Genomic DNA, 25,495 nt, shown 5'->3' on the forward strand with positions numbered 1-25,495 from the left:
TACCCATTTACACACAGAGTTATCCACAAAAATACGGATCGCTTGCAATCGTCACTGGGTTTTATCCCTCATCTATAGAGATGAAAGAATGGAATTGAGGGAAAGAGAAAAATTCGCGAGCGTTGCGCAAACGTTTTCGTTACAATGCCACCGCACAATAAGGATGCCCCGTAAGGGGCGTTAGCTGAGTTTTTACGCAAGAATTCACCTAACGCTCTCTGTAATAGTCAAATCCAGGGGATTTACCATGCAACAACGTCGTCCAGTCCGCCGCGCTCTGCTCAGTGTTTCTGACAAGGCCGGTATCATCGAATTCGCCCAGGCACTTTCCGCACGCGGTGTGGAGCTGCTGTCTACGGGGGGCACCGCCCGCCTGTTAGCAGAAAAAGGTCTGGCGGTGACCGAAGTTTCCGATTACACCGGTTTCCCGGAAATGATGGATGGACGCGTAAAGACCCTGCATCCAAAAGTACACGGCGGCATCCTCGGTCGTCGCGGCCAGGACGATGCGATCATGGAGCAGCATCACATCGCCCCTATCGATATGGTTGTCGTTAACCTGTATCCGTTCGCCGAGACCGTGGCACGCGTTGGCTGCTCGCTGGAAGATGCGGTAGAAAACATCGATATCGGCGGCCCGACCATGGTCCGCTCCGCCGCGAAGAACCATAAAGACGTCGCCATCGTGGTGAAGAGCAGTGACTACGACGCCATTATTAAAGAGATGGATGCTAACGAAGGTTCTTTGACCCTCGACACCCGTTTCGATCTCGCGATTAAAGCCTTCGAACACACCGCCGCCTACGACAGCATGATTGCCAACTACTTCGGCAGCATGGTTCCGGCTTATCACGGTGAGAGCAAAGAAGCCGCCGGTCGCTTCCCGCGTACGCTGAACCTGAACTTCATTAAGAAGCAGGATATGCGCTACGGCGAGAACAGCCACCAGCAGGCTGCCTTCTATATAGAAGAGAATGTGAAAGAAGCATCCGTTGCCACTGCACAACAGGTGCAGGGCAAAGCCCTCTCTTATAACAACATCGCTGATACCGACGCAGCGCTGGAGTGCGTGAAAGAGTTCAACGAGCCGGCCTGCGTGATCGTCAAACACGCCAACCCGTGCGGCGTGGCGGTAAGCACCTCGATTCTCGATGCTTATGACCGTGCGTATAAAACCGACCCGACCTCCGCGTTCGGCGGCATTATCGCCTTCAACCGCGAGTTAGATGCCGAAACCGCGCAGGCGATTATCTCCCGCCAGTTCGTGGAAGTGATCATCGCCCCGTCCGCGACCGAAGACGCACTGAAAATCACTGCCACCAAGCAGAACGTGCGCGTTCTGACCTGCGGTCAATGGGCACAGCGCGTACCTGGTCTGGACTTCAAACGCGTTAACGGCGGCCTGCTGGTTCAGGATCGTGACCTGGGTATGGTGAGCGAAGCTGAACTGCGCGTGGTTTCCAAACGCCAACCTACCGAACAGGAACTGCGCGATGCGCTGTTCTGCTGGAAAGTGGCGAAGTTCGTGAAATCCAACGCCATTGTTTATGCCAAAGAGAATATGACCATCGGCATCGGTGCAGGCCAGATGAGCCGTGTCTACTCCGCGAAAATCGCCGGGATTAAAGCGGCTGACGAAGGTCTGGAAGTGAAAGGTTCCGCGATGGCCTCCGATGCCTTCTTCCCGTTCCGCGATGGTATTGATGCCGCTGCCGCCGTGGGCGTGAGCTGCGTGATCCAGCCTGGCGGTTCTATCCGTGATGATGAAGTCATTGCCGCTGCCGATGAACACGGTATCGCGATGATCTTTACCGACATGCGCCATTTCCGCCATTAATCCACGGAGTAGACGATGAAAGTATTAGTGATTGGCAACGGCGGGCGTGAGCACGCGCTGGCGTGGAAAGCGGCGCAGTCGCCGCTGGTTGATACCGTTTTTGTGGCCCCGGGCAACGCGGGCACCGCGCTGGAACCCACGCTGCAAAACGTGGCTATCGGCGTAACCGATATCCCGGCGCTGCTGAGCTTTGCCCAGAACGAGAAGATTGACCTGACTATCGTTGGCCCGGAAGCGCCGCTGGTGATTGGCGTGGTCGATGCGTTCCGCGCCGCAGGTCTGAAGATCTTTGGCCCAACCGAAGGTGCCGCACAGTTGGAAGGCTCCAAAGCCTTCACCAAAGATTTCCTCGCCCGTCATCATATCCCGACGGCGGAGTATCAGAACTTTACCGAGGTTGAGCCAGCCCTGGCTTACCTGCGCGAGAAAGGCGCACCGATCGTCATCAAAGCCGACGGTCTGGCCGCCGGTAAAGGCGTTATCGTCGCGATGACGCTCGAAGAAGCGGAAGCCGCCGTGCAGGACATGCTGGCGGGTAACGCCTTTGGCGATGCAGGCCACCGCATCGTGATTGAAGAGTTCCTCGACGGTGAAGAAGCGAGCTTTATCGTGATGGTCGACGGCGAGCACGTGCTGCCGATGGCCACCAGCCAGGACCACAAACGCGTGGGAAACGGTGATACCGGCCCGAACACTGGCGGCATGGGGGCTTACTCCCCGGCGCCGGTGGTGACTGATGAAGTGCACCAGCGCACCATGGAACGCATCATCTGGCCAACCGTAAAAGGCATGGCGGCGGAAGGGAATACCTACACCGGCTTCCTGTATGCGGGCCTGATGATCGACAAGCAGGGCAACCCGAAGGTAATCGAGTTCAACTGTCGCTTTGGCGATCCGGAAACCCAGCCAATCATGCTGCGCATGAAGTCGGATCTGGTGGATCTGTGCCTGGCCGCCTGCGACGGCAAACTGGATGAGAAAACCTCCGAGTGGGACGAGCGCGCTTCATTAGGCGTGGTGATCGCCGCGGGCGGTTATCCGGGCAGCTACAGCATCGGCGACGAGATCCACGGTCTGCCGCTGGAAGAAGTGGCTGACGGTAAGGTCTTCCATGCTGGAACCAAACTTGCCGATGACGACCGTGTGCTGACCAGCGGCGGACGCGTCCTGTGCGCCACCGCGCTGGGCCACACCGTCGCCGAAGCGCAGAAACGCGCTTACGCCCTGATGACCGACATCCGCTGGGACGGCAGCTTCAGCCGTAACGACATCGGCTGGCGCGCCATCGAACGCGAACAGCGCTAACGCGAGATTTTCGCCAGCAGCGTTTTACGCGTAATGCCTAACTGACGGGCGGCTTCCGTTTTGTTGCCGCCCGTTTTTTCCAGCGCCGCCAGAATCACCTCTTTCTCCACTTCCACCAGCGGCTGGATCTCGCCACTGTATTCCGTTTTTATTGGCGTCGCGGCAATAGCCAGCGGCAGCTCGCGCTCGGTAATATACTCGCCCGTCAGCAGCACCACCGCCCGCTCCACCGCGTTCTCCAGCTCGCGGATATTCCCCGGCCAGCCGTAGTGAATCAGCAGATCCATCGCCTGCGGAGTAAAACCTTTCACCGCTTTACGGTTACGCGCGGCAAAACGCTGGAGAAAATGTTCCGCCAGTAGCGGAATATCTTCCCGACGTTGACATAATGCGGGCATTTCTATAGTGACCACGTTCAGACGGTAGTAGAGATCCTGGCGAAAACGCCCGGCACTGACCTCCTCGGCCAGATTACGATGCGTGGCGGCGATCAGCCGTACATCAACCGTCAGCGTCTGATTACCGCCAACGCGTTGCACCTCTCGCTCCTGGATAGCCCGCAGCAGGCGCACCTGCATCAGTGGTGAGATATCGCCAATTTCGTCCAGAAACAGCGTGCCGCCGTCCGCTTCGACAAAACGCCCTTCCCGACGTTTATCCGCCCCGGTAAACGCACCTTTCTCGTGACCGAACAGCTCGGACTCCAGCAGAGACTCGTTCAGCGCCGCACAGTTTAGCGTCACCAGCGGCTTATCGCTGCGCGCGCTGCTGGCGTGTAGCGCGCGGGCAACCAGCTCTTTCCCTGTCCCGGAATCTCCGTGGATAAGCACCGTAGCATCCGAGGGCGCAACCATCGCGATTTCATTGAGCAATTTCTGCATCGCCGGACTGCTGCCAATCATGCCAAACTGCGCAGCCGACGCCGATGGCAGTTCAGCGCCCGTTTCCCGCGTATGCGCCAACGCTTTTTCCAGCGTCTCCTGCAGGCGGTCAAAATCCAGCGGCTTGATTAAGTAGTCCAGCGCCCCGGTTTTAAGCGCCTCAACGGCGGTCTCCACGCTGGAGAAAGCCGTCATAATCAGTACCGGAATCGCCGGATTCAGCGCTTTAATCTCTTTCAGCGTTACGATGCCGTCCATCTCCGCCATGCGAACATCACACAACACTAAATCAAATACGCGTTCGCGCACCTGTTCCAGAGCCGCTCGCCCGCTATAGGCCAGCGCAACCTCATAACCCCAGCCGCGCAGCAGCGCCTGTAAAATGGTGCAGTGGCTGATATCGTCATCTACCACCAGAATATTGATGTTTCCGCGCGTCATCCTTGTTAATCCTGTCGTTTCACTTTGGTCGGCAGCCAAAGGGTAAAGGTCGCACCTTTGCCCTCAACGCTTGCCACCTGAATGGTACCACCGTGCTGTTCGACTACGTTCTGCACTACTGCCAGCCCGAGACCGGTTCCGTCAGCTTTAGTCGTGAAGTAAGGCGTAAAAATGGCCTCCAGTTGTTCCGGCGCAATCCCCTTCCCGCTATCGGTCACCACGATTTTAACGCGATCAGCGCTGCTTTCACTCGCTTCAACCGTAATTGTGCCCTGACGGCCTATCGCATGAATGGCGTTCAGATACAGATTCAGCAGAACCTGAGTGAGCCGATCGGGATCGGCCTCGATGGCAGGCAGCGTGGCATTGGCTGCAAATCGTAGCTGGATTTCCCGGCTTGCGGCATCCTGACTCACCAGGTGGAGTGAGTGAGTGATGACCTGGTTGAGATCCACGTGTTGTAGCGTCAGGTGCGCGGGTTTCACCAGCTCCAGCAGCTCACTCACCACCCGATTTAAGCGGTCCGCCTCTTTCGCCATCACCTGCGCCAGCTCGTGGGACTCACCGCCAGCCGGTGTTCGTTCGGCAAAATATTTTGCCAAGCCTTTGATGGATGAAAGCGGGTTACGAATCTCATGTGCAACGCCAGCCGCCAGATGCCCGAGCGCCATCAGCTTTTCTTTGCGCTTCATCGCATCCTGTAGTTCTTTATACGAGCGCTGATAGCGCTGATACCAGAAGTACGTCAACACGGTTGCCAGCAGCACAGCCGCCAGCGCAGACAAAACAATCAGCGTATTTCGCCACTCTCTGGCCTGAGTCGCGGCCAGGTCGCTGGCATCAAAAGCGATAAATATGGTCTGCGTTGGGGTGATAAGCTGCCCGTCATTGCTGGCGCAACGCGCCATGCCATGGCGTCCTGGGCCATACATCGGCTGGAACTGGCGATAAATTTCCAGAACCGGCGTTTTTTCACCCGCCCCCGTTGGTGTCTCAATTTTCCGCCAGCGCTCTTGTTCCTCGGGGTGTAGCTGCTGCAGGATATCGGGCGAATAAAGTGATTTACCCACCATCGCGGAATTGCTGTGGGTAATAATGACGCCATGCTCATCGACGACGGCAAACCATAGCACCCCTGGTTGTACGGCCATTTCCTCCAACAGCGTCTGCTGCTGGGCATGATGCATGCGCATCCCCATACCCACACGGGTGCCGGACTCCAGAGCGCGAATCAACACACTGCCTTTTTCCAGGAGCGTTTGTCGGGCGGCATCACTTTCCCGACCATAGTCCCGTATGGTCATAATCGAAAACCAGCCGACCAACATCAGGATTGCCGCCAGCAAGAGTCTGCTCAACCACTTTGCCACCGTGTCCTTATAAAGACGCATACGTTCTCCCTTTACCCACCGTTTCCTTTCATCGTTGCCGGTATACAGCAGAAATCATGCCATTTTTTCTCTCTGATAACCCTGCCCTCAGACACAAACTGCTGCAAGTAGCGGGTAAAAATGACCCGCAGGCGAATTCTGGCGAGTCATTTTTACTCGCTTCCCTACCGAGAGGACGAGAACAACGCCCGCACGGCCTGGATTGCCGCTTTGGCACGGAAGATGCAAAAAGGAATGTAAGCTAACCAACAGGAGAACGGACAATGAAACGGAACAACAAACTGGCGCTGATTGCACTCTCTCTTATCGCTCTGGGCTCCACCCCAGCGCTGGCGCAACATCACTGGGGATATGGGGATGGTATGCAGCAACGGGGCGGCATACCAATGACTACCGAGCAGCAGGCTACCGCGCAGAAAATTTATGATGATTACTACTCACAGACCAGCGCATTACGCCAACAGTTGGTCTCCAAACGTTATGAGTACAACGCCTTGTTAACAGCCAGTTCGCCAGACACGGCAAAAATTAATGCCGTGGCAAAAGAGATGGAGGCTCTGAATCAGTCTCTGGATGAGCAACGCGTTAAGCGTGATGTCGCGCTGGCTGAGGCAGGTGTGCCACGTGGTGCAGGAATGGGCTACGGCGGATGCGGCGGTAACTATCGCGGTGGCGGTCATATGGGAATGGGACACTGGTAAAGGACTTAATGCCTGATGGCGCTACGCTAATCGGACTACTGAGGATGGATAAGACGCATGTGCGTCGCCATCCGGCGTTAAAATGTTTTCTCTTTCGGCTGCCAGTGACAAAAATCTTCATTGGCGACCAGCAGCAGTTGCGATCCTTCGGGCGCTTCCAGCCATGCCACGCTCACCTCTACGGATGAACGGCGCTGGCGGCGCTCAATATGGTTAATCGCCCACGATTCCAGATCGGGCTTCACTGTTTCACCTTCACAGGTCGTCACCGTGTTATTCGCATGCCAGCGTCCCTGACGCAATATCACCCGTCCCTGACGCAGCGCATCGCTGGTCTGGCGGATTTGATCGGCGCGATAGCGGTAAAGTGCGATTTGATCGCTGGAAAGCTGTTGTTTTTGCCCGTCGACTTCACGTTGCATGAAACTCAGTTCGCCCCGGTCATCAAAGCGTATCCGAACATGTTCCGACGGTTTACTGTATACGTTGAGTTCTATCAGAGAGAGCGAATCACCCTGCCAGCGGTATTCACTGGTGGTGGTATCGCCTTTACGCCACGGACTAAATACCGAGAGCAAGTGAACATCGTCGCTGGAATCTTTACGCCAGATGCGTACCGCCCCCTGGTCGCCAACATAGCCGCTGGCCGTGAACGGAGGAAGCTCAGAATGGCTACCACAGGCTGACAGTAACAGAACACCTGAAAGCCAAAGCGAATGACGCCAGATGGACAAAAGGGGCGAAACCGCCCCTTCGATAAAACTGTTCACTGCCACGCGAATTACTTAACCGCGTCTTTCAGTGCTTTACCAGAAACAAATGCCGGTACGTTAGCTGCGGCGATTTTGATTTCTTTACCGGTCTGCGGGTTGCGGCCAGTGCGCTCAGCACGGTGGTTCACTTTGAAGGTACCGAAACCAACCAGTTGTACAGCATCGCCTTCTTTCAGAGACTCAGTAATAGCAGCCAGAGTGGATTCCAGAGCAGCTTTAGCCTGTGTTTTAGACAGTTCTGCTTTGTCTGCAATTACATCAATCAGTTGAGTCTTGTTCATAAGTTATCCTTACAATGTGTTTATCGCTTGCTAAGCATCGAGTGCGACGGAAATGCCAGAAAAGCACTCTCCTGCATACACGCACCGATAGCCACTTTTTTTCGCCCCCCAAATGTAGACCAGACCGGGGGCGGATGGGAAGCCTTCAGGCACGACAAATCAGGCGTTAAATCACGTTTTATGGTGTCATTGCTGAAAATTTATACCAATATTGCTCTCACCAGCCTCGCGCAGGTCTGCACGAAGCCCTTTTATCAGCTCAATATCGCGTTCTTCACAGTCGGCTAAAAGTCGGAAAATTTCCCACTGAATATCCCATTCTTGCTCAACGGCAGGGTTCTCTTTCAACTCTTCATCGGTCATTTCGCGACCAGCCTGGGTCATTTCCAGCATCGCAACCGTCGTAATCGATGCCTTGCTGACCTCAATCGCATGCTCCAGCGTTTCACCGCTAAGACGTGAATGCATCAGTTCGCTTAATGCCACGCAGGCATCAATCGCCGGGTAAACGCCGTACAGATCGTAATCATCCGCAGAAGGAATGGCCTCTTCAAACTTTTCCAACTGGCTGTCGAAATTGATTTTCGCGTCTTTTACCGTCAGCGTTTCCCAAATTAAATCTAAAATTCGGCGGTAAATTTGCCCATCGCCAAATTCCGTTTGCTTGCAGAACATGGCGTAGTTTGGGTACATGCGCTCACAGAGGCAGGCCATAAACGTGACGTGCTGCCAGCTTTCCAGCTTCTCCAGGCGCAGGTGAATAGGGTTTTGTAACATGATGAGTTCTCAAATACGGAAATTAGCCGCAGTTTACCCGATATGGGGCGTTTTTGCTGCAAGCCGCGTAAAAGACGGACGTTCTGATGCCACCGCATCCGCCCAGCGGGTCGGTTCCGGTAAGCGATAACCGTTCATACAGCGCTGCACCCACGCCAGCGCGCTGTCCATGCCCACGCGGTGACCCGTGGAGATAAACAACGGATTGCAGCGCGCTTTGCTGCGCCAGACCCATGCCAGCTGTTCGCCTTTATCCAGCAGCGGCGCGAGCGCACCGGGTTCGGCAGAGAGCGGCTCAAACTTGCCGCACAGACGTTTTTTCGCCACGCCAATGGTCGGGACATCCACCAGCAGACCAAAATGGCTGGCGACCCCCAGGCGACGTGGGTGGGAAATACCATGCCCGTCGACGAACAGCAGATCAGGTTTTTGCGACAGCTGTTGCCAGGCGGCCATCAGCGCGGGGGTTTCACGAAAGGAGAGAAAGCCGGGAATATACGGCATAGTGGTGGCGACACGCGCCACCGTATATTCAACCAGTTCCAGAGAGGGATACTTCAGCAGAACCATCGCGGCCCGCGTCACCTCACCACCCTGCTCAAACCCGACGTCCGCTCCCCCGATCAGATCCGGTGGATCCTTGTCGAGGCGATCCTCGCGGATCACTGAAGAGGCCAGTTCAAGCTGCTGAGCGCGTAGCGACGCGAGATCCATAATAACTCCTTAGCGGTGGTATTGTTCGGACAGGCGATGCACCGCCTCCACAAACACCCCGGCATGTTCCGGCGGCACATCCTGATGGATGCCGTGACCGAGGTTGAAGACGTGACCTTCACCCTGGCCGAAACCTGCAAGTATAGTCGCTACCTCGTCTTCGATCCGTGCCGGCGGCGCATACAGCATGGACGGATCCATATTGCCCTGCAGCGCCACCTTATGGCCAACGCGACGGCGCGCATCGGCGATATCTGTTGTCCAGTCGAGACCTAACGCATCACAGCCGGTTTCCGCCATCGCTTCCAGCCACTGACCGCCGCCTTTGGTAAACAAAGTCACCGGTACACGACGGCCTTCGTTTTCGCGCAGCAAACCGTCAACGATTTTATGCATGTAGTACAACGAGAACTGCTGATAGTCGCGCCCGGTCAGCACGCCACCCCAGGTGTCGAAAATCATTACCGATTGCGCGCCCGCTTTAATCTGCGCGTTCAGGTACAGCGTGACGCTCTGCGCCAGCTTATCGAGCAGCAGATGCAGCGCTTTAGGGTCGGCATACATCATCTTTTTAATCACGGTGAAGGCTTTACTGCTGCCGCCTTCCACCATGTAGGTCGCCAGCGTCCACGGGCTGCCGGAGAAACCTATCAGCGGCACCTCGCCCTTCAGCTCACGGCGAATGGTGCGCACCGCATTCATCACGTAACCCAGCTCGCCTTCCGGGTCCGGAATCGGCAGTTTTTCAACGTCGGCCTTGCTGGTAATCGGTGAGGTGAAGCGCGGGCCTTCCCCGGCCTCAAAGTACAGCCCAAGCCCCATTGCATCCGGAATAGTCAAAATATCCGAGAAGAGGATCGCCGCATCGAGCTTGTAGCGACGCAGCGGCTGCAGCGTCACTTCGCAGGCCAGCTCGGCGTTTTTGCACAGCGCCATGAAATCGCCTGCCTCGGCGCGCGTGGCTTTATATTCCGGTAGATAGCGACCCGCCTGGCGCATCATCCATACCGGGGTGACATCAACGGGCTGGCGCAGCAGCGCACGCAGATAACGATCGTTCTTCAGTTCGGTCATTTTTGCAGTTCCTTATTGCGTCAGTCCCACAGTGTATCACCACTCGTTCTTTACTCGTACTCAGCCCGACACATTGCCACCGTATCTTCGATCAAACGACGCGCGACGGTGCCAGGTGGGGGTAAGAGCGGTAAATCGTCGTAGCGATACCAGTTGGCATTGAGCAGCTCTTTCGGGTCGATGACAATGTCGCCGCTGTCGTACTCTGCCATAAACGCCGTCATCAGCGATTGTGGGAACGGCCACGGCTGCGAGGTCACGTAGCGCAGGTTTTTCACCTTGATACCACTTTCTTCCATGACTTCACGCGCCACCGCCTGCTCCAGGGTTTCACCTACTTCGACAAAACCAGCCAGCACGGTATGCACACCGTTACGATGGCGAACATGCTGGGCAAGGAGGATCGAATCATCACGGCGAATGGCGACGATAATGCAGGGAGCGATTTGCGGGTAATAGCGCTCGCGGCAGTGGCTACAAAGCATCGCCCATTCGGTTTTGCTCGGGTGCATCGTGTGCCCGCAATAGCCGCAGAATTTATGCGAGCGGTAGAACTCGGCCAGTTGTACGCCGCGCCCCGCCAACTGAAACAGGCCCACATCCTGGTCGATGACCTGGCGCACCGAACCCATGTCGTGGCGACGCGGCTGCTGCACCAGCCAGACCGGATCGCCTTCCCACTCACCTATCTGAAGTGCGCGCTGGCCCGCAAGATCGAAATTTATCGCCTCGCCATAGGGTAATTCCCCAGCAGGCAACCATAATTTTTGTTCGTGGCTCACAATCCACCAGCCGCGATCCCATTTTTCAATTATTCGATCCATATCTCTTGCGCTACCTTTGCTTCACAGGCATGTTATTAACATTATTTTTACAAGATTGACATGAGCAGATTTTAAACTTATCGATACGAGGGTCAACGTATGTTAAACCAGTTAGAACACCTGAAAGAGCGTGTCCATGGGCATCATAAACTGGTCGACCGTTGGCTGAATATTCGTAAGCACCTGCTCGTGGCTTACTACGATCTGGTTGGCCTGAAACCGGGCAAAGAGTCGTTTATGCGCCTCAATGAGAAAGCGCTCGATAATTTTTGCCAGCGTCTGGTCGACTATCTGTCTGCCGGACACTTCAGTATTTATGAACGCATTATCCATAAAATGGAAGGTGAGAGTCCGCTTTTAAACGCCAGTAAAATCTGGCCACAGCTGGATGCCAATACCCAGCTGATAATGGATTACTATGACTCAACGCTGGAAAACGCTATCGATGAGGATAACGTTCACCAGCTCCAGCAGGCGCTTTCCGATATTGGCGAAGCGCTGGAGGCTCGTTTCCGGCTGGAAGATCAGCTGATCATGCTGGCCTTTAAAACGCTTAGCGAATTCAAACGCCCGGCTTGAGATTTTCCGCATTAACGCGTAGTTTACATTCATTACCTCTAAGATAGAGGTTACTTCTTGTCGGAGTGCTTATTTTCCACAAAAGCATTCGTGATGCGTCAAGGCGGCAAGTCAGTGAATCTCCAGGAGCTTACCTAAGTAAGTGACTGGAGTGAGCGGACGAAGCCAACAAAGAGGCAGCGCGAAGGATGACGTGGAAAAGGCTGAGACCGTTAATTCGGGATCCGCGGAACCTGATCAGGTTAAAACCTGCGAAGGGAACAAGAGTCAATCTGCAACCGCATCGCCCTTGGGCGATCGTCTCTCTTGCTTCATCCGTCGTCTGACAAGCCACGTCCTTACTTTTTTGGAATGAGCTATGTCTGTCACTACTAAACCATCACGCCGCGAACAACGCGCCCAGGCGCAACACTTTATCAATACGCTGGAAGGGACCGCCTTTCCTGAGTCAAAACGTATCTACATCACCGGTTCAAAGCCGGATATCCGCATCCCAATGCGTGAGATCCAGCTGAGCCCAACGCTGATTGGCGGCAGTAAAGATAACCCGCAGTTTGAAGACAACGAAGCCGTGCCGGTGTACGACACCTCCGGCCCGTATGGCGATCCTGAGGTGGCGATTAACGTCCAGCAGGGTCTGGCGAAACTGCGCCAGCCGTGGATTGATGCACGTAACGATAGCGAAGAATTAGACGACCGTAGCTCGGCTTACACCAAAGAACGTCTGGCCGACGATGGTCTGGACGAGCTGCGCTTTACCGGCCTGCTGACGCCAAAACGCGCCAAAGCGGGCAAGTGCGTCACCCAGTTGCACTACGCCCGCCTGGGGATCGTCACGCCCGAAATGGAGTTCATCGCCATCCGTGAAAACATGGGCCGCGAGCGCATTCGCAGCGAAGTGCTGCGCCACCAGCACCCGGGGATGAGTTTCGGCGCGCGCCTGCCAGAAAACATCACCCCGGAATTCGTGCGTGATGAAGTGGCCGCAGGCCGCGCGATTATTCCTGCCAACATCAACCACCCGGAATCGGAGCCGATGATCATTGGCCGCAACTTCCTGGTGAAAGTGAATGCCAACATCGGTAACTCGGCGGTCACCTCCTCCATCGAAGAAGAGGTGGAAAAACTGGTGTGGTCGACCCGCTGGGGCGCGGATACCGTGATGGACCTCTCCACCGGCCGCTATATTCATGAAACCCGCGAGTGGATCCTGCGTAACAGCCCGGTACCGATCGGCACCGTACCGATCTACCAGGCGTTAGAAAAGGTAAACGGGATCGCCGAAGATCTCACCTGGGAAGCGTTCCGCGACACGCTGCTGGAGCAGGCAGAACAGGGCGTCGACTACTTCACCATTCACGCGGGCGTGCTGCTGCGCTACGTGCCGATGACCGCCAAACGCCTGACCGGCATTGTCTCACGCGGCGGTTCGATCATGGCGAAGTGGTGCCTCTCGCATCACAAAGAGAACTTCCTGTTCGAACATTTCCGCGAGATTTGTGAAATCTGCGCCGCCTACGACGTTTCCCTGTCGCTGGGCGACGGCCTGCGTCCCGGCTCCATTCAGGACGCCAACGACGAAGCGCAGTTCTCCGAGCTGCATACGCTGGGCGAGCTGACCAAAATCGCCTGGGAATACGACGTGCAGGTGATGATTGAAGGCCCGGGACACGTGCCGATGCATATGATTCAGCGCAACATGACCGAAGAGCTGGAGAGCTGCCACGAAGCGCCGTTCTACACTTTGGGGCCGTTGACCACCGACATCGCGCCGGGCTATGACCACTTCACCTCCGGCATTGGTGCCGCGATGATCGGCTGGTTTGGCTGCGCGATGCTGTGTTATGTGACGCCGAAAGAACACCTCGGCCTGCCGAACAAAGAAGATGTGAAGCAGGGGCTAATCACCTACAAAATCGCCGCCCACGCCGCGGATTTAGCCAAAGGACATCCGGGCGCGCAGATCCGCGATAACGCCATGTCGAAAGCGCGCTTTGAATTCCGCTGGGAAGATCAGTTTAACCTCGCACTCGACCCGTTCACCGCCCGCGCTTATCACGATGAAACCCTGCCGCAGGAGTCCGGTAAGGTCGCTCACTTCTGTTCCATGTGCGGGCCGAAGTTCTGCTCGATGAAAATCAGCCAGGAAGTACGTGACTACGCCGCCGCACAAACCATTGAAGTCGGCATGGCGGATATGTCGGAGAACTTCCGCGCCAAAGGCGGCGAAATTTATCTCAAACGGGAGGAAGCCTGATGTATCAGCCTGATTTCCCAACCGTGCCGTTCCGCCTCGGGCTTTACCCGGTGGTAGACAGCGTTGAATGGATTGAACGCCTGCTGGAGGCGGGCGTACGCACGATCCAGTTGCGTATCAAAGATAAGCGCGATGAAGAGGTGGAAGCCGACGTTATCGCCGCCATCGCACTGGGGCGTCGTTATAACGCCCGTCTGTTTATCAACGATTACTGGCGTCTGGCAATTAAGCACCGCGCTTACGGCGTGCATCTGGGCCAGGAAGACCTTGAAACCACCGACCTGAAGGCCATTCAGGCGGCGGGCTTACGCCTCGGCGTATCGACTCACGATGATATGGAGATTGACGTCGCACTCGCCGCTAAGCCTTCTTATATCGCGCTCGGCCACGTCTTCCCGACGCAAACCAAGCAGATGCCTTCCGCCCCACAGGGGCTGGCGCAGTTGGCCAGTCATATTGAACGACTGGCGGATTACCCGACCGTGGCCATTGGCGGCATCAACCTTGAACGCGCCGCGTCAGTACTGGCGACCGGCGTCGGTAGCGTGGCTGTGGTTAGCGCCATTACTCAGGCCGCCGACTGGCGCGCCGCTACCGCGCAGTTACTGGATATTGCGGGAGTTGGCGATGAATGACCGCGATTTTATGCGCTACAGCCGGCAAATCCTGCTCGGCGATATCGCCATTGAAGGCCAGCAAAAGCTGCTCGCGAGTCATGTACTGATCGTAGGTTTAGGCGGGTTAGGCTCGCCTGCCGCGCTGTATCTGGCAGGAGCAGGCATCGGCAAACTGACTCTGGTAGACGATGACGACATTCATCTGAGCAATTTGCAGCGCCAGATTCTATTTACCACTGATGATATCGCGCGTTCAAAATCTCAGGTTGCCCAGCAGCGCCTGACACGGCTCAACCCGGATATCGAACTGGTCTCGCTCCAGCAGCGACTAAAAGGCGATGCGCTCCGGCATGCGGTCTCGCGAGCCGACGTGGTGCTCGACTGTACCGATAACATGGCCACGCGCCAGGAAATCAACGCCGCCTGCGTAGCGCTCAATATCCCACTCATCACCGCCAGCGCCGTCGGCTTTGGCGGTCAGTTGATGGTGCTCACGCCGCCGTGGGAACAAGGCTGTTACCGCTGCCTGTGGCCAGATGATGTGGAGCCGGAACGCAACTGCCGCACCGCTGGGGTGCTCGGTCCGGTGGTGGGCGTGATGGGTACCTTGCAGGCGCTCGAGGCGATTAAATTACTCAGCGGAATTGAAACACCAAGCGGGCAGCTACGTCTGTTTGACGGCAAAACCAGCCAGTGGCGCAGCCTCGCGCTGCGTCGCGCCAGCGGCTGTCCGGTATGCGGAGGGCAGCATGCAAATTCAATTCAATGATGAGCCGATGCAGTGCGCCGCAGGGCAAACCGTCAGCGGGCTGCTTATCCAGCTCAACCAGCTCAAACCGGGCGCAGCGTTGGCGCTCAATCAGCAGATCCTGCCGCGCGAGCAGTGGGAACAGCAAATCGTGCAGGAAGGCGACCAGATCCTGCTTTTTCAGGTTATTGCAGGGGGTTGAGATGTTACGTATTGCCGACAAAACGTTTGATTCACATCTGTTCACCGGTACCGGGAAGTTTGCCTCATCGCAACTGATGGTCGAGGCAATTCGCGCTTCCGGCAGCCAGTTGGTGACGCTGGCGATGAAGCGCGTGGACCTGCGCCAGCACAACGATGCGATTCTGGCGCCACTGATTGAAGCGGGCGTCACGCTGCTGCCCAATACCTCCGGGGTGAAAACTGCCGAAGAGGCGATCTTCGCCGCCCAACTGGCGCGTGAAGCGCTGGGCACCCACTGGCTGAAATTAGAAATCCATCCGGATGCCCGCTGGCTATTGCCGGACCCGATCGAAACGCTAAAAGCTGCCGAGGCGCTGGTGAAGCAGGGCTTCGTGGTGCTGCCCTACTGCGGCGCGGATCCGGTTTTGTGCAAGCGGCTGGAAGAGGTCGGCTGCGCGGCGGTGATGCCGCTTGGCGCGCCTATCGGTTCGAATCAGGGGCTGGAAACCAAAGCGATGCTGGAGATTATTATCCAGCAGGCGGCCGTGCCGGTGGTGGTCGACGCCGGGATCGGCGTGCCCAGCCACGCGGCGCAGGCGTTGGAAATGGGCGCTGATGCGGTGCTGGTCAACACGGCGATTGCCGTGGCGGACGATCCGGTGATGATGGCAACCGCCTTTCGTCTGGCGGTGGAAGCCGGATTACTGGCCCGTCAGGCCGTGCCGGGAAGCAAAAGTTCGCAGGCCAGCGCCACCAGCCCGCTCACCGGTTTTCTGGAGGCGTTAGCATGAAAACCTTCACCGACCGCTGGCGGCAGCTGGAGTGGGACGATATCCGTCTGCGCATCAACGGTAAAACCGCCGCTGACGTGGAACGGGCGCTTAACGCTCCACAGCTTAATCGGGACGATCTGATGGCGCTGCTCTCCCCCGCCGCCGCCGATTACCTTGAACCGCTGGCGCAGCGGGCGCAAAGGCTGACTCGCCAGCGCTTCGGCAACACCGTCAGTTTTTACGTGCCGCTTTATCTCTCAAACCTCTGCGCCAATGACTGCACCTACTGCGGTTTTTCTATGAGCAACCGCATCAAACGTAAGACGCTGGACGAGGCAGAAATCGCCCGCGAGTGCGCCGCCATCCGCGAGTTGGGTTTTGAACACCTGTTGCTGGTTACCGGCGAGCATCAGAGCAAAGTGGGTATGGACTACTTTCGCCGCCATCTCCCGGCCATTCGCCAGCAGTTCTCATCGCTGCATATGGAAGTGCAGCCGCTGGCAATTGAGGAGTATGCCGAGCTGAAGACGCTGGGGCTGGACGGAGTGATGGTGTATCAGGAGAGCTATCATGAAGCGACTTATGCCCATCATCATTTAAAGGGGAAAAAGCAGGATTTCTTCTGGCGGCTGGAAACACCGGACAGGCTGGGCCGTGCGGGAATCGATAAAATCGGTCTTGGCGCGCTGATTGGTTTGTCTGACAGCTGGCGGGTGGATTGTTATATGGTCGCCGAACATCTGCTGTGGATGCAGCAGCATTACTGGCAGAGCCGCTACTCCATCTCCTTTCCTCGTCTGCGCCCATGCACCGGGGGCGTTGAACCCGCATCTATCATGGACGAGCGACAGTTGCTCCAGACCATTTGCGCGTTTCGTTTACTGGCACCGGAAATTGAGCTGTCGCTCTCCACCCGCGAATCCCCCTGGTTTCGTGACCATGTGATCCCGCTGGCGATCAACAATGTCAGCGCCTTCTCGAAAACCCAGCCCGGCGGTTATGCCGATAACCATCCAGAGCTGGAACAGTTCGCCCCGCACGATGACCGTCGCCCCGAAGCCGTTGCTGAAGCACTCATGGCGCAGGGATTACAGCCCGTGTGGAAAGACTGGGACAGCTATCTGGGGCGCGCTGCGCAGATACCGTAAACCCGGAGCGATCGCATTAAACAAAAGCCCTGACTATTGCAGTCAGGGCTTTAAGTTACTACAAACTTCAGATTTAACATTAATAAACTTAACGATTTAGTACTGCTGATGGTACTACTTTAAAATGTACAGGTTTACCACAGATAATATTGGATATTGATGCTAACTAAAACTTTCCTCTATTTACCGTTAAACACATTCCACCGGCTTGATAATAGAACTCAAGGCTGGTGACCTAAACAAGTACACTTCCCCTCGCGACATATACTCTTTGATGCGTTGCCTTATTTCCCTTGCGATAAACAGAAAACATGAATCGCAAATATTTACGTTTAAATCATGGCGTTACATCGTCGCGTTTTACTAACTTTTTGCGATTAGATAAATCAACTACGTGGCCTGAAAGCATTGTCGAAGTGAAAAAATAGCGTTTTCAGCATCGACTATCCCAAACAAAAAATACTTCGTGGCCTTTATCGCAACCCCCAATAAAGCTTTACTAACACTTACTACGTTAACAGCAAACTACTATTTCCCTGCTGTTAAGCATTAACATACGGGTTTAAAAAACGCTGTCAATACTGTTTTTTATAACATGTTTTTATTGACAGTAATTATATACTCCTGCATGTGATAAGCGAGCCAAAAGCCGCCAGCCTCGGTACTGATCGTTGAGTTTTGCCTCTTTTTGTAACCGGTTTCAGAAAAAGTGGTTTTCTTTGTGATGTCTTACACACAATCGTTGCAAAGCAGTTGTTGCTACAGCTGGCTCGCGATAATTATCAACCCACACATGTTGAGCGAGACTGCTTATGAAAAACATCGTTTTATGCTGTGCCGCCGGAATGTCCACCAGCATGCTGGTACAAAAGATGAAAGATGCCGCCCAGAAAAAAGGTGTCGACGTCACGATCAAAGCTGTCCCGGTGGCTGAGTTTGAAGATAATATCGCCACTGCAGATATCGTGTTGCTTGGTCCACAGGTTAAATATGAGCAGGCCAAGCTGCAGGCGCTCGCCGACCCGCTAGGCAAAAAAGTTGCCGTTATCGATATGATGGATTACGGCATGATGAAAGGTGATGCCGTACTGGAAAAAGCGCTGAAACTACTGGAGTGATGATATGGAAGAGTTAGAAACGATCATCATGGAATTATTGGTCAACGCCGGAGCCGCTCGCAGTCAGGCACTGACAGCGCTACAACTGGCGCGTAAAGGTGACTTTACTGGTGCGGAACAAGCAATGGTGGAATCACGCGAGTACGTCAAACAGGCGCACAAAATCCAGACCCAACTAATTGGAATCGACGAAGGCACTGGCAAACTACCGGTCAATCTCATCACCGTCCATTCGCAGGACCATCTGATGAACGCGATGGTGATTCAGGATTTGGCGGGCGACATGATTGAGCTTTATCGGCGGTTACCACAGGCTAACTAAACGCACGATGATGGAATAAAAAAGCACCGGTTAGTTAAGCATGATGTCTCGTCATCTGTGAACAGGCGAAGGGGGCAACTGTGTATGAGCAGGTCACATAGGTAACACTTTTTGATTTCATCGGCCCGGATTATACGATAGTTGCGTCTACGTACCTGGGCCAGTATCCGTTCCCCCCCATTCCGTCATGGTCTTTTTTCACCCTGGTTCATCCAGATCCCTTCCTCTCTTAGCGCCTCCGACAAAAATATTCGTCGATTGTTAAAAAAACAGTTTCCTTTTATCGGAACACGCAACATCCGGGCATAGCACATCAGATTCAGTCCGTTGGAGATACAAACTATAAATGCCTTTGCCCGTAATTAAATTAACATCATAAAAATCATCTTAAATACCTCTATCAATTATTATATTGGTCCACATAAAAAAGAAGATCACATGCAACATTCTAAATTTAATTACAAAGCAAGATCCCTGTCAACAAAAGGTGGTATAACATTCGCGTAAAATAACCCAACTATAATCACCAAAATACGAGCACAGGCATCATGACAACTTACAAAAAGAAGGCACTGTCGATTCACAGCGATGAATTTCACACATACGGGAATGTCATCACCACAAAAAATATAGATCCATTGCTTAAGTATCTTAAAGATGAAATTACGCTGCCACATGATCGCATAGAATATGTCAGAAGCGATGAACGCTTAAATCATCACGCCGTCGTGAGCGACATTCAGCGACAGATCTACGGTAACATGCCCGTTCAGGCCGGTTATGTTTGTGGCATAAATACCACTCAGGATGGCTTTGAATATCATCAGGGGAGTGAAGTCATTATTGCAGCCAGCGACTTTTTCCTGTTTTTGGGTAAACGCGAATTTATGCAGGACGATACGTTTAATGGTGAACTGGCCCAGCCATTTTTCGTTCCGAAAAAATCGGTGATTGAGCTTTATAGTACTACTCTACATTACTGCCCCATTAGTATAAATGCACAACCTTTTAGCGCAGCAATTATACTCCTCGATGGGACTAATGAAGATATACACGACGAAAATAAGCCAGCAATGCTGAGTAAACGAAATACTTGGTTTATCGCGCATGAAAGTTTTACTGAGCATCATTGCCCATTTTTAAAAGGACCGCATCTTTGCGTTAATGACATTATTCATATCTGAAAATGGCGAAGATTGCTCTTCGCCTGCTCTTTATCCGGCAATGACCGCTACGCTGTCTTTTGTTCGTAAGCGTGGTGGCATTGTCAAACCGCAGCGATCCCGTCCATCCCCCTGCCATGCACTCGCCGAGTAATAACGATTTGCAGCCGATGGGTAGACTACTACCGCCAGCTCATTACTCTTTTTCAGTAAAGACTGTGGTAACGTGAAGCGATATTCCGGCCAGCCCCTTTCGGCAATTAACGAACCATTAATCCAGATGGCGACGCTTCCGTGCACTTCAGGTAAATAAAGCTGAATATCGTCGGTAATCGTCTCCAGCGCAAAACGTAACTGGTAGCGTCCTGGACCACACCACGTTTCCATCCCCTGCAGCTCCCACCCTTTTGTGACCTCAACGGGCCGGGCAACGTTATCTACCAGTAGCTGCCAGTGCTTATCCAGCACCACATCGTGGCTACTTACCGCTATCTGTAATGAGAAACAGCGAGCCTGCCAGGGTTCGATTTGTAGCGGATAACTTCCCACGAGATGCTCTTCCAGCACTGAAACCTCTCCCGTCGCAAGATGCCACTCCGCCAACCGTCCGCAAAGGCCCGGAAAATGTAGCCAGCCATAGAGAGGAGTCTCACCGTCATTAAATACGGTGACGTAACGCGATGTTTCATCCTGCGTTATCCGAGTCCAGACGGCCGTTTTCCGGGAGGGATAGTCAACAAAGGGACGATCGCTTTTCAGTATGTCAGCCAACATGCTGCACGCAGGTTGCGTCCCAATCAGCTTTTGCAGCCTTTCGGTAAGAGAGCAGTCTTTGCCTTTTTCCTCGCTATATGCCACGAGCTCACCGTCGATCAGTAGCTGGCCTCCTGCGGCGACAAAGCGCTCCAGCTGACTCAGCGTGGCGGCTGATTGCACCACTTTAACGTCCGCTAACAGAAGAGCAGGGAAATTCATGCCATTAATGCGTGTTCCGTCAGCCTGGAGCAAATTCTCCTCATCAATGAAGAAATATTCGACGCCCTGAGCGCTGAGTTGTTTTGCCCAATATTCGCCCAACTGCCCTTCGTTGCCCTCCACGCCGCAGTACCAGAAAGTTCGTTTGGAATAGAGTACGCCTACATCAACATACGGGTTTCCCTGTTCAAGAAATTCGGCAAGACGGCCAGACTCATAGGCAAACCCGGCATGGAAGGCATACCAGGGCTGGAAGTTAATCCCCGGAGCAAAATCAAAGCGCGGGTTACTCAATACCTCGTCGTTTTCTTCCCCATCTCTCAGCCAGAACGCGTGCATTAAAAATTGCCGGGCGCCGAGGAGGTGATGCCGCAATGCCTGCAACCGGATATCATGCAGTGAAATTTCCCACTGCCCAGCGGCAAAATGCGTACCCGGCTTAACCCGCGCATAATATTGCTCAACAATACATCCTTTACGCCCATGAGCGCGCGCCACAGAGTCGCCGACCTTCGCGGCCATCTGTGGCTCACTATTTCGTGAATCGACAGCCGTAATATCCCGCCAGCCATCAAGAGCAAAATAATCCATAGCAAAATTACACCGGTTATCTTCGGTGATAATTTTACTGGCGAAATTCCAGCTACTGACGTGGCCTAATACTTCATGACCACTTAGCTTTACGCCCTGATCGTGCGCCCACGCTGACAACGTGCCGAAAAAGGCCTGCATCGCCTGCTGGGAATAGCAAGAAAATAACTCACAGCGGCGGCGTGCGGTGCGACTGCCTATATCCATAACTAAGGACATCAGGTTTTCAGCCAGGCAATAAGGTGCCTGTTGCAACGCATCAATGAGCCTTTTTTCATACATTAAGGAGGATTTGACCGAACCAACCTGTTCATTCCATTGCCAGAAACAAGCATGTGGCTGATCGAAAAAGAGATACGCCACCGTCTTACCAAAATGATCGCCAAAGGCCCGGGCATAAGGTTCATAACCGACACGAATAAAATTTTCCGCCGCTTCAGGCATCAGGTAATTAATCATTCGTGAGGTTCGGCAGCGCGCTGCGGTAAAGAGCGTCACAATCGTGTCGGCCCCCCAGGGCAACTCACTTCCTTTAAACGTGACCTCAAATTCCCCGGCGGTTACACTGGTGATACGGGCTAATGAAGAAACATCAACAATTTCTTCCGCCCTGCACTGCTCTGAGGAAGATGTAGCATACGCGGCGACAATTTCCCATTCATCCCATGCCGGCTTGCCATCTGCAAAAATCCACTCCATCCCACACTGCTGTAAGGCCTCGGCATCCGCAGAGCGGATCCCGGAAAGGCGGCATGTCAGCATATCTGCAGACAGGCTGGACTGGCTCCAGAAAAGATGGCGCTCGCGCAACTCATCTCTTCCCTCAACGGTTCTTCCCCCGGCGTGACCGGAAAGCCAGTTGTAATCGTCATAGATACCCATCATCAGCCCCATCCCGGCGGCTTTATCGGCCGTATATCGACAGGCAGCCAGCCATTCCTCACTGAGATAACTTTCCAGCGGAAGGCTCAGACGTGCGGCTATCTGGAATGAACCATACCCTCCCGCCTGCAATTGCCTCAGTTGGCTATCGATCTGCTCCTTGTCCGGAATGGTATGCCAGAACCAGTAGGTTGCAGGCAGGTGCCATACATCCGGGTTTTTGAAGCTTTGCCGCGCCTTTGCTAACGAATCATTCATGATTTTTCCCTTCTTTCAGTGGCGGAACATCACAATGACAAACGTAAGTCAAAATGGCATACAGCGCTGCGCCCACCAGCATCGCCACCACCACACCAATGTTTGCTGTCGCAAACACGCTGGTTTTGGTTTCATCCGTCAGTAAGAAACCGACCAGGTGGGCAATCCATGGATCGCCAGAAGTAATGGTTCCCATGCCGATAACTGATGCAACAAAGAGCGACAATAATGCCGTCCAGCGACCGTTACGCCCGCCAAGTCCCGCAGGCTGCGCCATATCAGTGTTCCAGCGCAACCGCTTTTGCCGGGCGAAGTCGACAAGCTGGATCGCGCCCATTGATCCCAATACCACGGATACTGTCGCCAGGAAGGACTGGAAAGTAGCGAGGAACGAGTCGGAAACAAACAATAAGTAGAACGCGCCGAACGCGATAATGACCGCATTGATCGCGGTCGTGGTTGAACGACTGGCTGGCACGCCCATAGCCAGCAATGCGAGGCCCGAGCTGTAAACACCCGTAATGGCTGCCGCCAGCAGGGAGATAATGATCACGATAGAAAACGGCACATAAAACCATAACGGCAGGAACGAGGTTAAGGCAGCAATCGGCTCGGAGGCTGCCGCACCGCTCAGTTCAGGATTACTGTCGGCCAGCAATGCGCCCAAAATCAGCAGGATGGAAACCGGTAGCGAAATCCCCAACGACGTCCAGAAAATAACTTTCCCGGCAGGGGTCTTGCGCGGAAGGTAACGGGCGAAATCACCACCATAGTTGAGAAAGCCCAGCCCAACCATCGTCATAGCCATAACCATGCCGCCGATAAACGTTAAAAAACCTGCATCGGGCGCGGCACCCGCCTGCGACCAGTGAATATGCGGCAGGATCAGGATAATAAAGATGATGCTCATTCCCCCCGTTAACCATGCAATATACTTTTCTACCTTCATGATGAGCTGGTGGCCATAGATGGCAACAGACATGGTCAATGCTAAGGTCACGACGAACCAGCTCAGCAGGCACCCTAAGGTAGGATGACCATTTTCTGCAGCAAACACGGCCGGCCATAACCGGGCAAAGAGTGAGGCGCCGGTGGTCGACGACAGTGTAATAATGGTAATTTTCCAGCCCATATTGGAAATATAGGCAAACAAAGTGGGGATCTTATTCCCGTGATAACCGAAAGCAAATCGAGTCTGTGTTAAGGTTGGCAATCCAGTGCGCGGCCCACCAACCGCCAAAATGCCCACCAGCGTACTCGATAAAAAATAACCGATAATACCGGCAATAATCGCCTGCCACAGACTTAACCCCAGTGAGTAAACGTAAATCCCATAGGTAATACCGAGAATAGAGACATTCCATGAAAACCAGATCGGAAAAAGCCCGGCAGGCGAGCCATAACGTTCTTTATCGCTAACGGGGTTTACCCCATTGGTTTCGACTTTCATCGTACCTGATACATCAGACGGGTTCTGGATTTGGCTCGTCATTTTATTTCCTCTCATATTGAGCAAGCCGTGATAATACGGCTTCATACTCAGGCATGTTAGATGCACCTTCCCGCTCGACCGCCAGCGAAGCAAAAGCAGAAGCAAATTTTGCTGCACTGAGCAACGGTTGCCCCTGCGCAATCGCAGCAGCAAATGCGCCGTTGAACGCATCCCCCGCACCAGTCGTGTCAATACTTACTGCTTTTAGTGCTGGAATATGGGTAAATTGTTCGCCGTCATATATCAGTGCCCCCTGAGATCCCATAGTTATAATAATATTTTTTGCCCCGAGGGATTTGATGGTCTGCGCCGCTGCTTTCGCGCTCTCTACATCTTTTATCTCGACACCGGACATCAGCGATGCTTCTGTTTCATTAGGGGTCAGATAATCAATATATGGCAGGCATTCTTTTGCCTGGTCAGAATAAGGTGCTGGGTTAAGGATAGTTTTCACGCCTGACTGATGTGCCACCTTTAACACCAGCGCGGTTGCTGTAAAATTGTTTTCTAGCTGTGTAAGCAATATTTTCGCATCAACTAGCTCACTGGTAATACTGGCAACTTCCGCTTCAGTAATATATTGATTGGCACCAGAATAAATCGCGATCTTGTTTTCACCCGCAGGTTCCGATACATATATGATGGCACTACCTGTTTTATGTTCTTTGTCCTGATAGAGGGTAAAACTGTGAATGTCGGATGAAGAGAGGTGGTCATGTGCCATCTGACCGAAATGGTCATTACCGACTTTACCAACGAAATGCACCTGCACGGGGCATTTGCTGGCCGCCATCGCTTGATTTGCCCCCTTGCCGCCAGGCCCAATGATTGTATTACTGGCCAGAATTGATTCGCCGCTTTTAGGGAAGCGGTCAACCTTCGCAATAATATCGACATTAAACGATCCTAATATACAAACTTTGCTTATCATTATTTTTCCTTTTTTGTTTGTTATCGTTTTTTTGCGTCGGTTGACCTGATTGAGAAACATTTCAATGGAGGTTCCAACGTTATTAACAGGCTGCGAGTGAAAAATACGGCGTAATATTATTGCCCCACCATGACAACGTTCAACTACTCCTTGGCCTGCTAATAAATTCAAATCATTACGGACAGTTTCTTTACTGACAGAAAATAAAATAGCGAGTTGATTCACCGTAGCTCGCTCATGTTTATTCAAATATGCCAATATTTGACGTTGCCTTTCTTTTCCAAACATAATCTCACCTCGCGTAACATTTATATCTTTTGTAATTCTCAGATTCCATGAATCCTTTCACACTACCACTATGGAAACAAAAACAAACGGGAATTTTTTTGATAAAAATGTTTCTATTCAATTAAATAGCGCGATATATGGGAGATGTTAATGCGAAAGAAGATATTAGAA

24 protein-coding genes and 1 riboswitch are annotated in these 25,495 nt (G+C 53.6%); of the genes, 13 read left to right on the top strand and 11 right to left on the bottom strand.

Annotated features, from left to right (window positions below; translation table 11 throughout):
• The first annotated feature begins 247 nt into the window (after positions 1-247).
• Together purH and purD are read left to right on the top strand one after the other, a co-directional pair.
• Positions 248-1,837, top strand: coding sequence for a bifunctional phosphoribosylaminoimidazolecarboxamide formyltransferase/IMP cyclohydrolase (gene purH / locus FDX04_RS18985; RefSeq protein WP_137360352.1), 1,590 nt, complete (start codon positions 248-250; stop codon positions 1,835-1,837).
• Positions 1,838-1,852: 15 nt separating this feature from the next.
• On the top strand, positions 1,853-3,142 hold the full coding sequence (gene purD / locus FDX04_RS18990) for a phosphoribosylamine--glycine ligase (RefSeq protein ID WP_137360351.1): 1,290 nt from the start codon (positions 1,853-1,855) through the stop codon (positions 3,140-3,142).
• On the opposite strand, the gene zraR is transcribed toward purD, so the two are convergent.
• Both zraR and zraS read right to left on the bottom strand, forming a co-directional pair.
• Complete coding sequence (gene zraR, locus FDX04_RS18995; RefSeq protein WP_137371349.1) at positions 3,139-4,464, bottom strand: sigma-54-dependent response regulator transcription factor ZraR; 1,326 nt, start codon at positions 4,462-4,464, stop codon at positions 3,139-3,141. The two genes, purD and zraR, sit on opposite strands and share 4 nt — an antisense overlap.
• A gap of 5 nt (positions 4,465-4,469) precedes the next feature.
• Positions 4,470-5,855 (bottom strand): two-component system sensor histidine kinase ZraS, encoded by a 1,386-nt coding sequence (gene zraS, locus FDX04_RS19000; RefSeq protein WP_137371350.1) that lies wholly within the window; start codon positions 5,853-5,855, stop codon positions 4,470-4,472.
• Between the two features lie 263 nt (positions 5,856-6,118).
• On the opposite strand from zraS, the gene zraP reads away from it, so the two are divergent.
• The gene (gene zraP / locus FDX04_RS19005) at positions 6,119-6,556 is read left to right on the top strand and encodes a zinc resistance sensor/chaperone ZraP (protein WP_042314220.1); all 438 of its coding nucleotides are present in this window, start codon (positions 6,119-6,121) and stop codon (positions 6,554-6,556) included.
• Positions 6,557-6,633: 77 nt separating this feature from the next.
• Here zraP and FDX04_RS19010 read toward each other — a convergent pair whose 3' ends face one another.
• From FDX04_RS19010 to nudC, 6 genes are all read right to left on the bottom strand, one after another.
• A complete protein-coding gene (locus tag FDX04_RS19010; protein WP_137360353.1) occupies positions 6,634-7,326 on the bottom strand; it encodes a DUF1481 domain-containing protein in 693 nt (230 codons plus the stop codon).
• An 11-nt stretch (positions 7,327-7,337) separates the two neighbouring features.
• The gene (gene hupA / locus FDX04_RS19015; protein WP_001044509.1) at positions 7,338-7,610 is read right to left on the bottom strand and encodes a nucleoid-associated protein HU-alpha; all 273 of its coding nucleotides are present in this window, start codon (positions 7,608-7,610) and stop codon (positions 7,338-7,340) included.
• A 186-nt stretch (positions 7,611-7,796) separates the two neighbouring features.
• On the bottom strand, positions 7,797-8,387 hold the full coding sequence (locus tag FDX04_RS19020; protein WP_042314221.1) for a YjaG family protein: 591 nt from the start codon (positions 8,385-8,387) through the stop codon (positions 7,797-7,799).
• 33 nt (positions 8,388-8,420) lie between these two features.
• Positions 8,421-9,101, bottom strand: a complete 681-nt coding sequence (gene nfi / locus FDX04_RS19025) for a deoxyribonuclease V (RefSeq protein WP_042314224.1) — start codon at positions 9,099-9,101, stop codon at positions 8,421-8,423.
• 9 nt (positions 9,102-9,110) lie between these two features.
• The gene (gene hemE / locus FDX04_RS19030) at positions 9,111-10,175 is read right to left on the bottom strand and encodes a uroporphyrinogen decarboxylase (protein ID WP_042314226.1); all 1,065 of its coding nucleotides are present in this window, start codon (positions 10,173-10,175) and stop codon (positions 9,111-9,113) included.
• A gap of 50 nt (positions 10,176-10,225) precedes the next feature.
• A complete protein-coding gene (gene nudC / locus FDX04_RS19035) occupies positions 10,226-10,999 on the bottom strand; it encodes an NAD(+) diphosphatase (RefSeq protein WP_038636141.1) in 774 nt (257 codons plus the stop codon).
• Positions 11,000-11,098: 99 nt separating this feature from the next.
• Here nudC and FDX04_RS19040 point away from each other — a divergent pair, with 99 nt between their 5' ends.
• The 10 genes from FDX04_RS19040 (at position 11,099) to FDX04_RS19085 (ending at position 19,928) form a co-directional block, all read left to right on the top strand.
• The gene (locus FDX04_RS19040) at positions 11,099-11,578 is read left to right on the top strand and encodes an Rsd/AlgQ family anti-sigma factor (protein ID WP_032940921.1); all 480 of its coding nucleotides are present in this window, start codon (positions 11,099-11,101) and stop codon (positions 11,576-11,578) included.
• Between the two features lie 51 nt (positions 11,579-11,629).
• Positions 11,630-11,855, top strand: a riboswitch (TPP riboswitch).
• 81 nt (positions 11,856-11,936) lie between these two features.
• Positions 11,937-13,835: a phosphomethylpyrimidine synthase ThiC gene (gene thiC, locus FDX04_RS19045; RefSeq protein WP_137371351.1), complete on the top strand. Its 1,899-nt coding sequence runs from the start codon at positions 11,937-11,939 to the stop codon at positions 13,833-13,835.
• Positions 13,835-14,470 (top strand): thiamine phosphate synthase, encoded by a 636-nt coding sequence (thiE, locus tag FDX04_RS19050; protein WP_000284647.1) that lies wholly within the window; start codon positions 13,835-13,837, stop codon positions 14,468-14,470. The genes thiC and thiE overlap by 1 nt, the downstream gene beginning before the upstream one ends.
• Positions 14,463-15,221, top strand: a complete 759-nt coding sequence (locus tag FDX04_RS19055; protein ID WP_137360346.1) for a HesA/MoeB/ThiF family protein — start codon at positions 14,463-14,465, stop codon at positions 15,219-15,221. Before thiE ends, FDX04_RS19055 begins: the two co-directional genes overlap by 8 nt.
• The gene (gene thiS, locus FDX04_RS19060; protein WP_001166833.1) at positions 15,202-15,402 is read left to right on the top strand and encodes a sulfur carrier protein ThiS; all 201 of its coding nucleotides are present in this window, start codon (positions 15,202-15,204) and stop codon (positions 15,400-15,402) included. The genes FDX04_RS19055 and thiS overlap by 20 nt, the downstream gene beginning before the upstream one ends.
• A gap of 1 nt (position 15,403) precedes the next feature.
• Positions 15,404-16,174, top strand: a complete 771-nt coding sequence (gene thiG, locus FDX04_RS19065; protein WP_137360345.1) for a thiazole synthase — start codon at positions 15,404-15,406, stop codon at positions 16,172-16,174.
• Entirely contained in the window at positions 16,171-17,304 is a 1,134-nt protein-coding gene (thiH, locus tag FDX04_RS19070) for a 2-iminoacetate synthase ThiH (RefSeq protein WP_137360344.1), read from the top strand. The genes thiG and thiH overlap by 4 nt, the downstream gene beginning before the upstream one ends.
• An 812-nt stretch (positions 17,305-18,116) precedes the next feature.
• Positions 18,117-18,422, top strand: a complete 306-nt coding sequence (locus FDX04_RS19075) for a PTS sugar transporter subunit IIB (protein ID WP_042314237.1) — start codon at positions 18,117-18,119, stop codon at positions 18,420-18,422.
• Between the two features lie 4 nt (positions 18,423-18,426).
• Positions 18,427-18,744: a PTS lactose/cellobiose transporter subunit IIA gene (locus FDX04_RS19080; RefSeq protein WP_137360343.1), complete on the top strand. Its 318-nt coding sequence runs from the start codon at positions 18,427-18,429 to the stop codon at positions 18,742-18,744.
• A 548-nt stretch (positions 18,745-19,292) separates the two neighbouring features.
• Positions 19,293-19,928: a DUF4867 family protein gene (locus FDX04_RS19085; RefSeq protein WP_137360342.1), complete on the top strand. Its 636-nt coding sequence runs from the start codon at positions 19,293-19,295 to the stop codon at positions 19,926-19,928.
• A 30-nt stretch (positions 19,929-19,958) separates the two neighbouring features.
• On the opposite strand, the gene FDX04_RS19090 is transcribed toward FDX04_RS19085, so the two are convergent.
• Genes FDX04_RS19090 through rbsK form a run of 3 tightly spaced genes read right to left on the bottom strand, consistent with a single transcriptional unit; the run spans position 19,959 to position 25,324 of the window.
• Complete coding sequence (locus FDX04_RS19090; RefSeq protein ID WP_137360341.1) at positions 19,959-22,613, bottom strand: hypothetical protein; 2,655 nt, start codon at positions 22,611-22,613, stop codon at positions 19,959-19,961.
• On the bottom strand, positions 22,606-24,105 hold the full coding sequence (locus FDX04_RS19095) for a cytosine permease (RefSeq protein ID WP_137360340.1): 1,500 nt from the start codon (positions 24,103-24,105) through the stop codon (positions 22,606-22,608). Before FDX04_RS19095 ends, FDX04_RS19090 begins: the two co-directional genes overlap by 8 nt.
• A gap of 1 nt (position 24,106) precedes the next feature.
• A complete protein-coding gene (rbsK, locus tag FDX04_RS19100; protein WP_137360339.1) occupies positions 24,107-25,324 on the bottom strand; it encodes a ribokinase in 1,218 nt (405 codons plus the stop codon).
• Between the last annotated feature and the right edge of the window lie 171 nt (positions 25,325-25,495).

Source organism: Citrobacter sp. wls615 (assembly GCF_005281355.1).
Taxonomy (GTDB): Bacteria; Pseudomonadota; Gammaproteobacteria; order Enterobacterales; family Enterobacteriaceae; genus Citrobacter; species Citrobacter werkmanii.

Bases quoted from the DNA above. Each gene is read 5' to 3' on its own strand.
- purH (WP_137360352.1), top strand. From the start codon at position 248: ATGCAACAACGTCGTCCAGTCCGCCGCGCTCTGCTCAGTGTTTCTGAC.
- purD (WP_137360351.1), top strand. From the start codon at position 1,853: ATGAAAGTATTAGTGATTGGCAACGGCGGGCGTGAGCACGCGCTGGCG.
- zraR (WP_137371349.1), bottom strand. From the start codon at position 4,464: ATGACGCGCGGAAACATCAATATTCTGGTGGTAGATGACGATATCAGC.
- zraS (WP_137371350.1), bottom strand. From the start codon at position 5,855: ATGCGTCTTTATAAGGACACGGTGGCAAAGTGGTTGAGCAGACTCTTG.
- zraP (WP_042314220.1), top strand. From the start codon at position 6,119: ATGAAACGGAACAACAAACTGGCGCTGATTGCACTCTCTCTTATCGCT.
- hupA (WP_001044509.1), bottom strand. From the start codon at position 7,610: ATGAACAAGACTCAACTGATTGATGTAATTGCAGACAAAGCAGAACTG.
- FDX04_RS19020 (WP_042314221.1), bottom strand. From the start codon at position 8,387: ATGTTACAAAACCCTATTCACCTGCGCCTGGAGAAGCTGGAAAGCTGG.
- nfi (WP_042314224.1), bottom strand. From the start codon at position 9,101: ATGGATCTCGCGTCGCTACGCGCTCAGCAGCTTGAACTGGCCTCTTCA.
- hemE (WP_042314226.1), bottom strand. From the start codon at position 10,175: ATGACCGAACTGAAGAACGATCGTTATCTGCGTGCGCTGCTGCGCCAG.
- nudC (WP_038636141.1), bottom strand. From the start codon at position 10,999: ATGGATCGAATAATTGAAAAATGGGATCGCGGCTGGTGGATTGTGAGC.
- FDX04_RS19040 (WP_032940921.1), top strand. From the start codon at position 11,099: ATGTTAAACCAGTTAGAACACCTGAAAGAGCGTGTCCATGGGCATCAT.
- thiC (WP_137371351.1), top strand. From the start codon at position 11,937: ATGTCTGTCACTACTAAACCATCACGCCGCGAACAACGCGCCCAGGCG.
- thiE (WP_000284647.1), top strand. From the start codon at position 13,835: ATGTATCAGCCTGATTTCCCAACCGTGCCGTTCCGCCTCGGGCTTTAC.
- FDX04_RS19055 (WP_137360346.1), top strand. From the start codon at position 14,463: ATGAATGACCGCGATTTTATGCGCTACAGCCGGCAAATCCTGCTCGGC.
- thiS (WP_001166833.1), top strand. From the start codon at position 15,202: ATGCAAATTCAATTCAATGATGAGCCGATGCAGTGCGCCGCAGGGCAA.
- thiG (WP_137360345.1), top strand. From the start codon at position 15,404: ATGTTACGTATTGCCGACAAAACGTTTGATTCACATCTGTTCACCGGT.
- thiH (WP_137360344.1), top strand. From the start codon at position 16,171: ATGAAAACCTTCACCGACCGCTGGCGGCAGCTGGAGTGGGACGATATC.
- FDX04_RS19075 (WP_042314237.1), top strand. From the start codon at position 18,117: ATGAAAAACATCGTTTTATGCTGTGCCGCCGGAATGTCCACCAGCATG.
- FDX04_RS19080 (WP_137360343.1), top strand. From the start codon at position 18,427: ATGGAAGAGTTAGAAACGATCATCATGGAATTATTGGTCAACGCCGGA.
- FDX04_RS19085 (WP_137360342.1), top strand. From the start codon at position 19,293: ATGACAACTTACAAAAAGAAGGCACTGTCGATTCACAGCGATGAATTT.
- FDX04_RS19090 (WP_137360341.1), bottom strand. From the start codon at position 22,613: ATGAATGATTCGTTAGCAAAGGCGCGGCAAAGCTTCAAAAACCCGGAT.
- FDX04_RS19095 (WP_137360340.1), bottom strand. From the start codon at position 24,105: ATGACGAGCCAAATCCAGAACCCGTCTGATGTATCAGGTACGATGAAA.
- rbsK (WP_137360339.1), bottom strand. From the start codon at position 25,324: ATGTTTGGAAAAGAAAGGCAACGTCAAATATTGGCATATTTGAATAAA.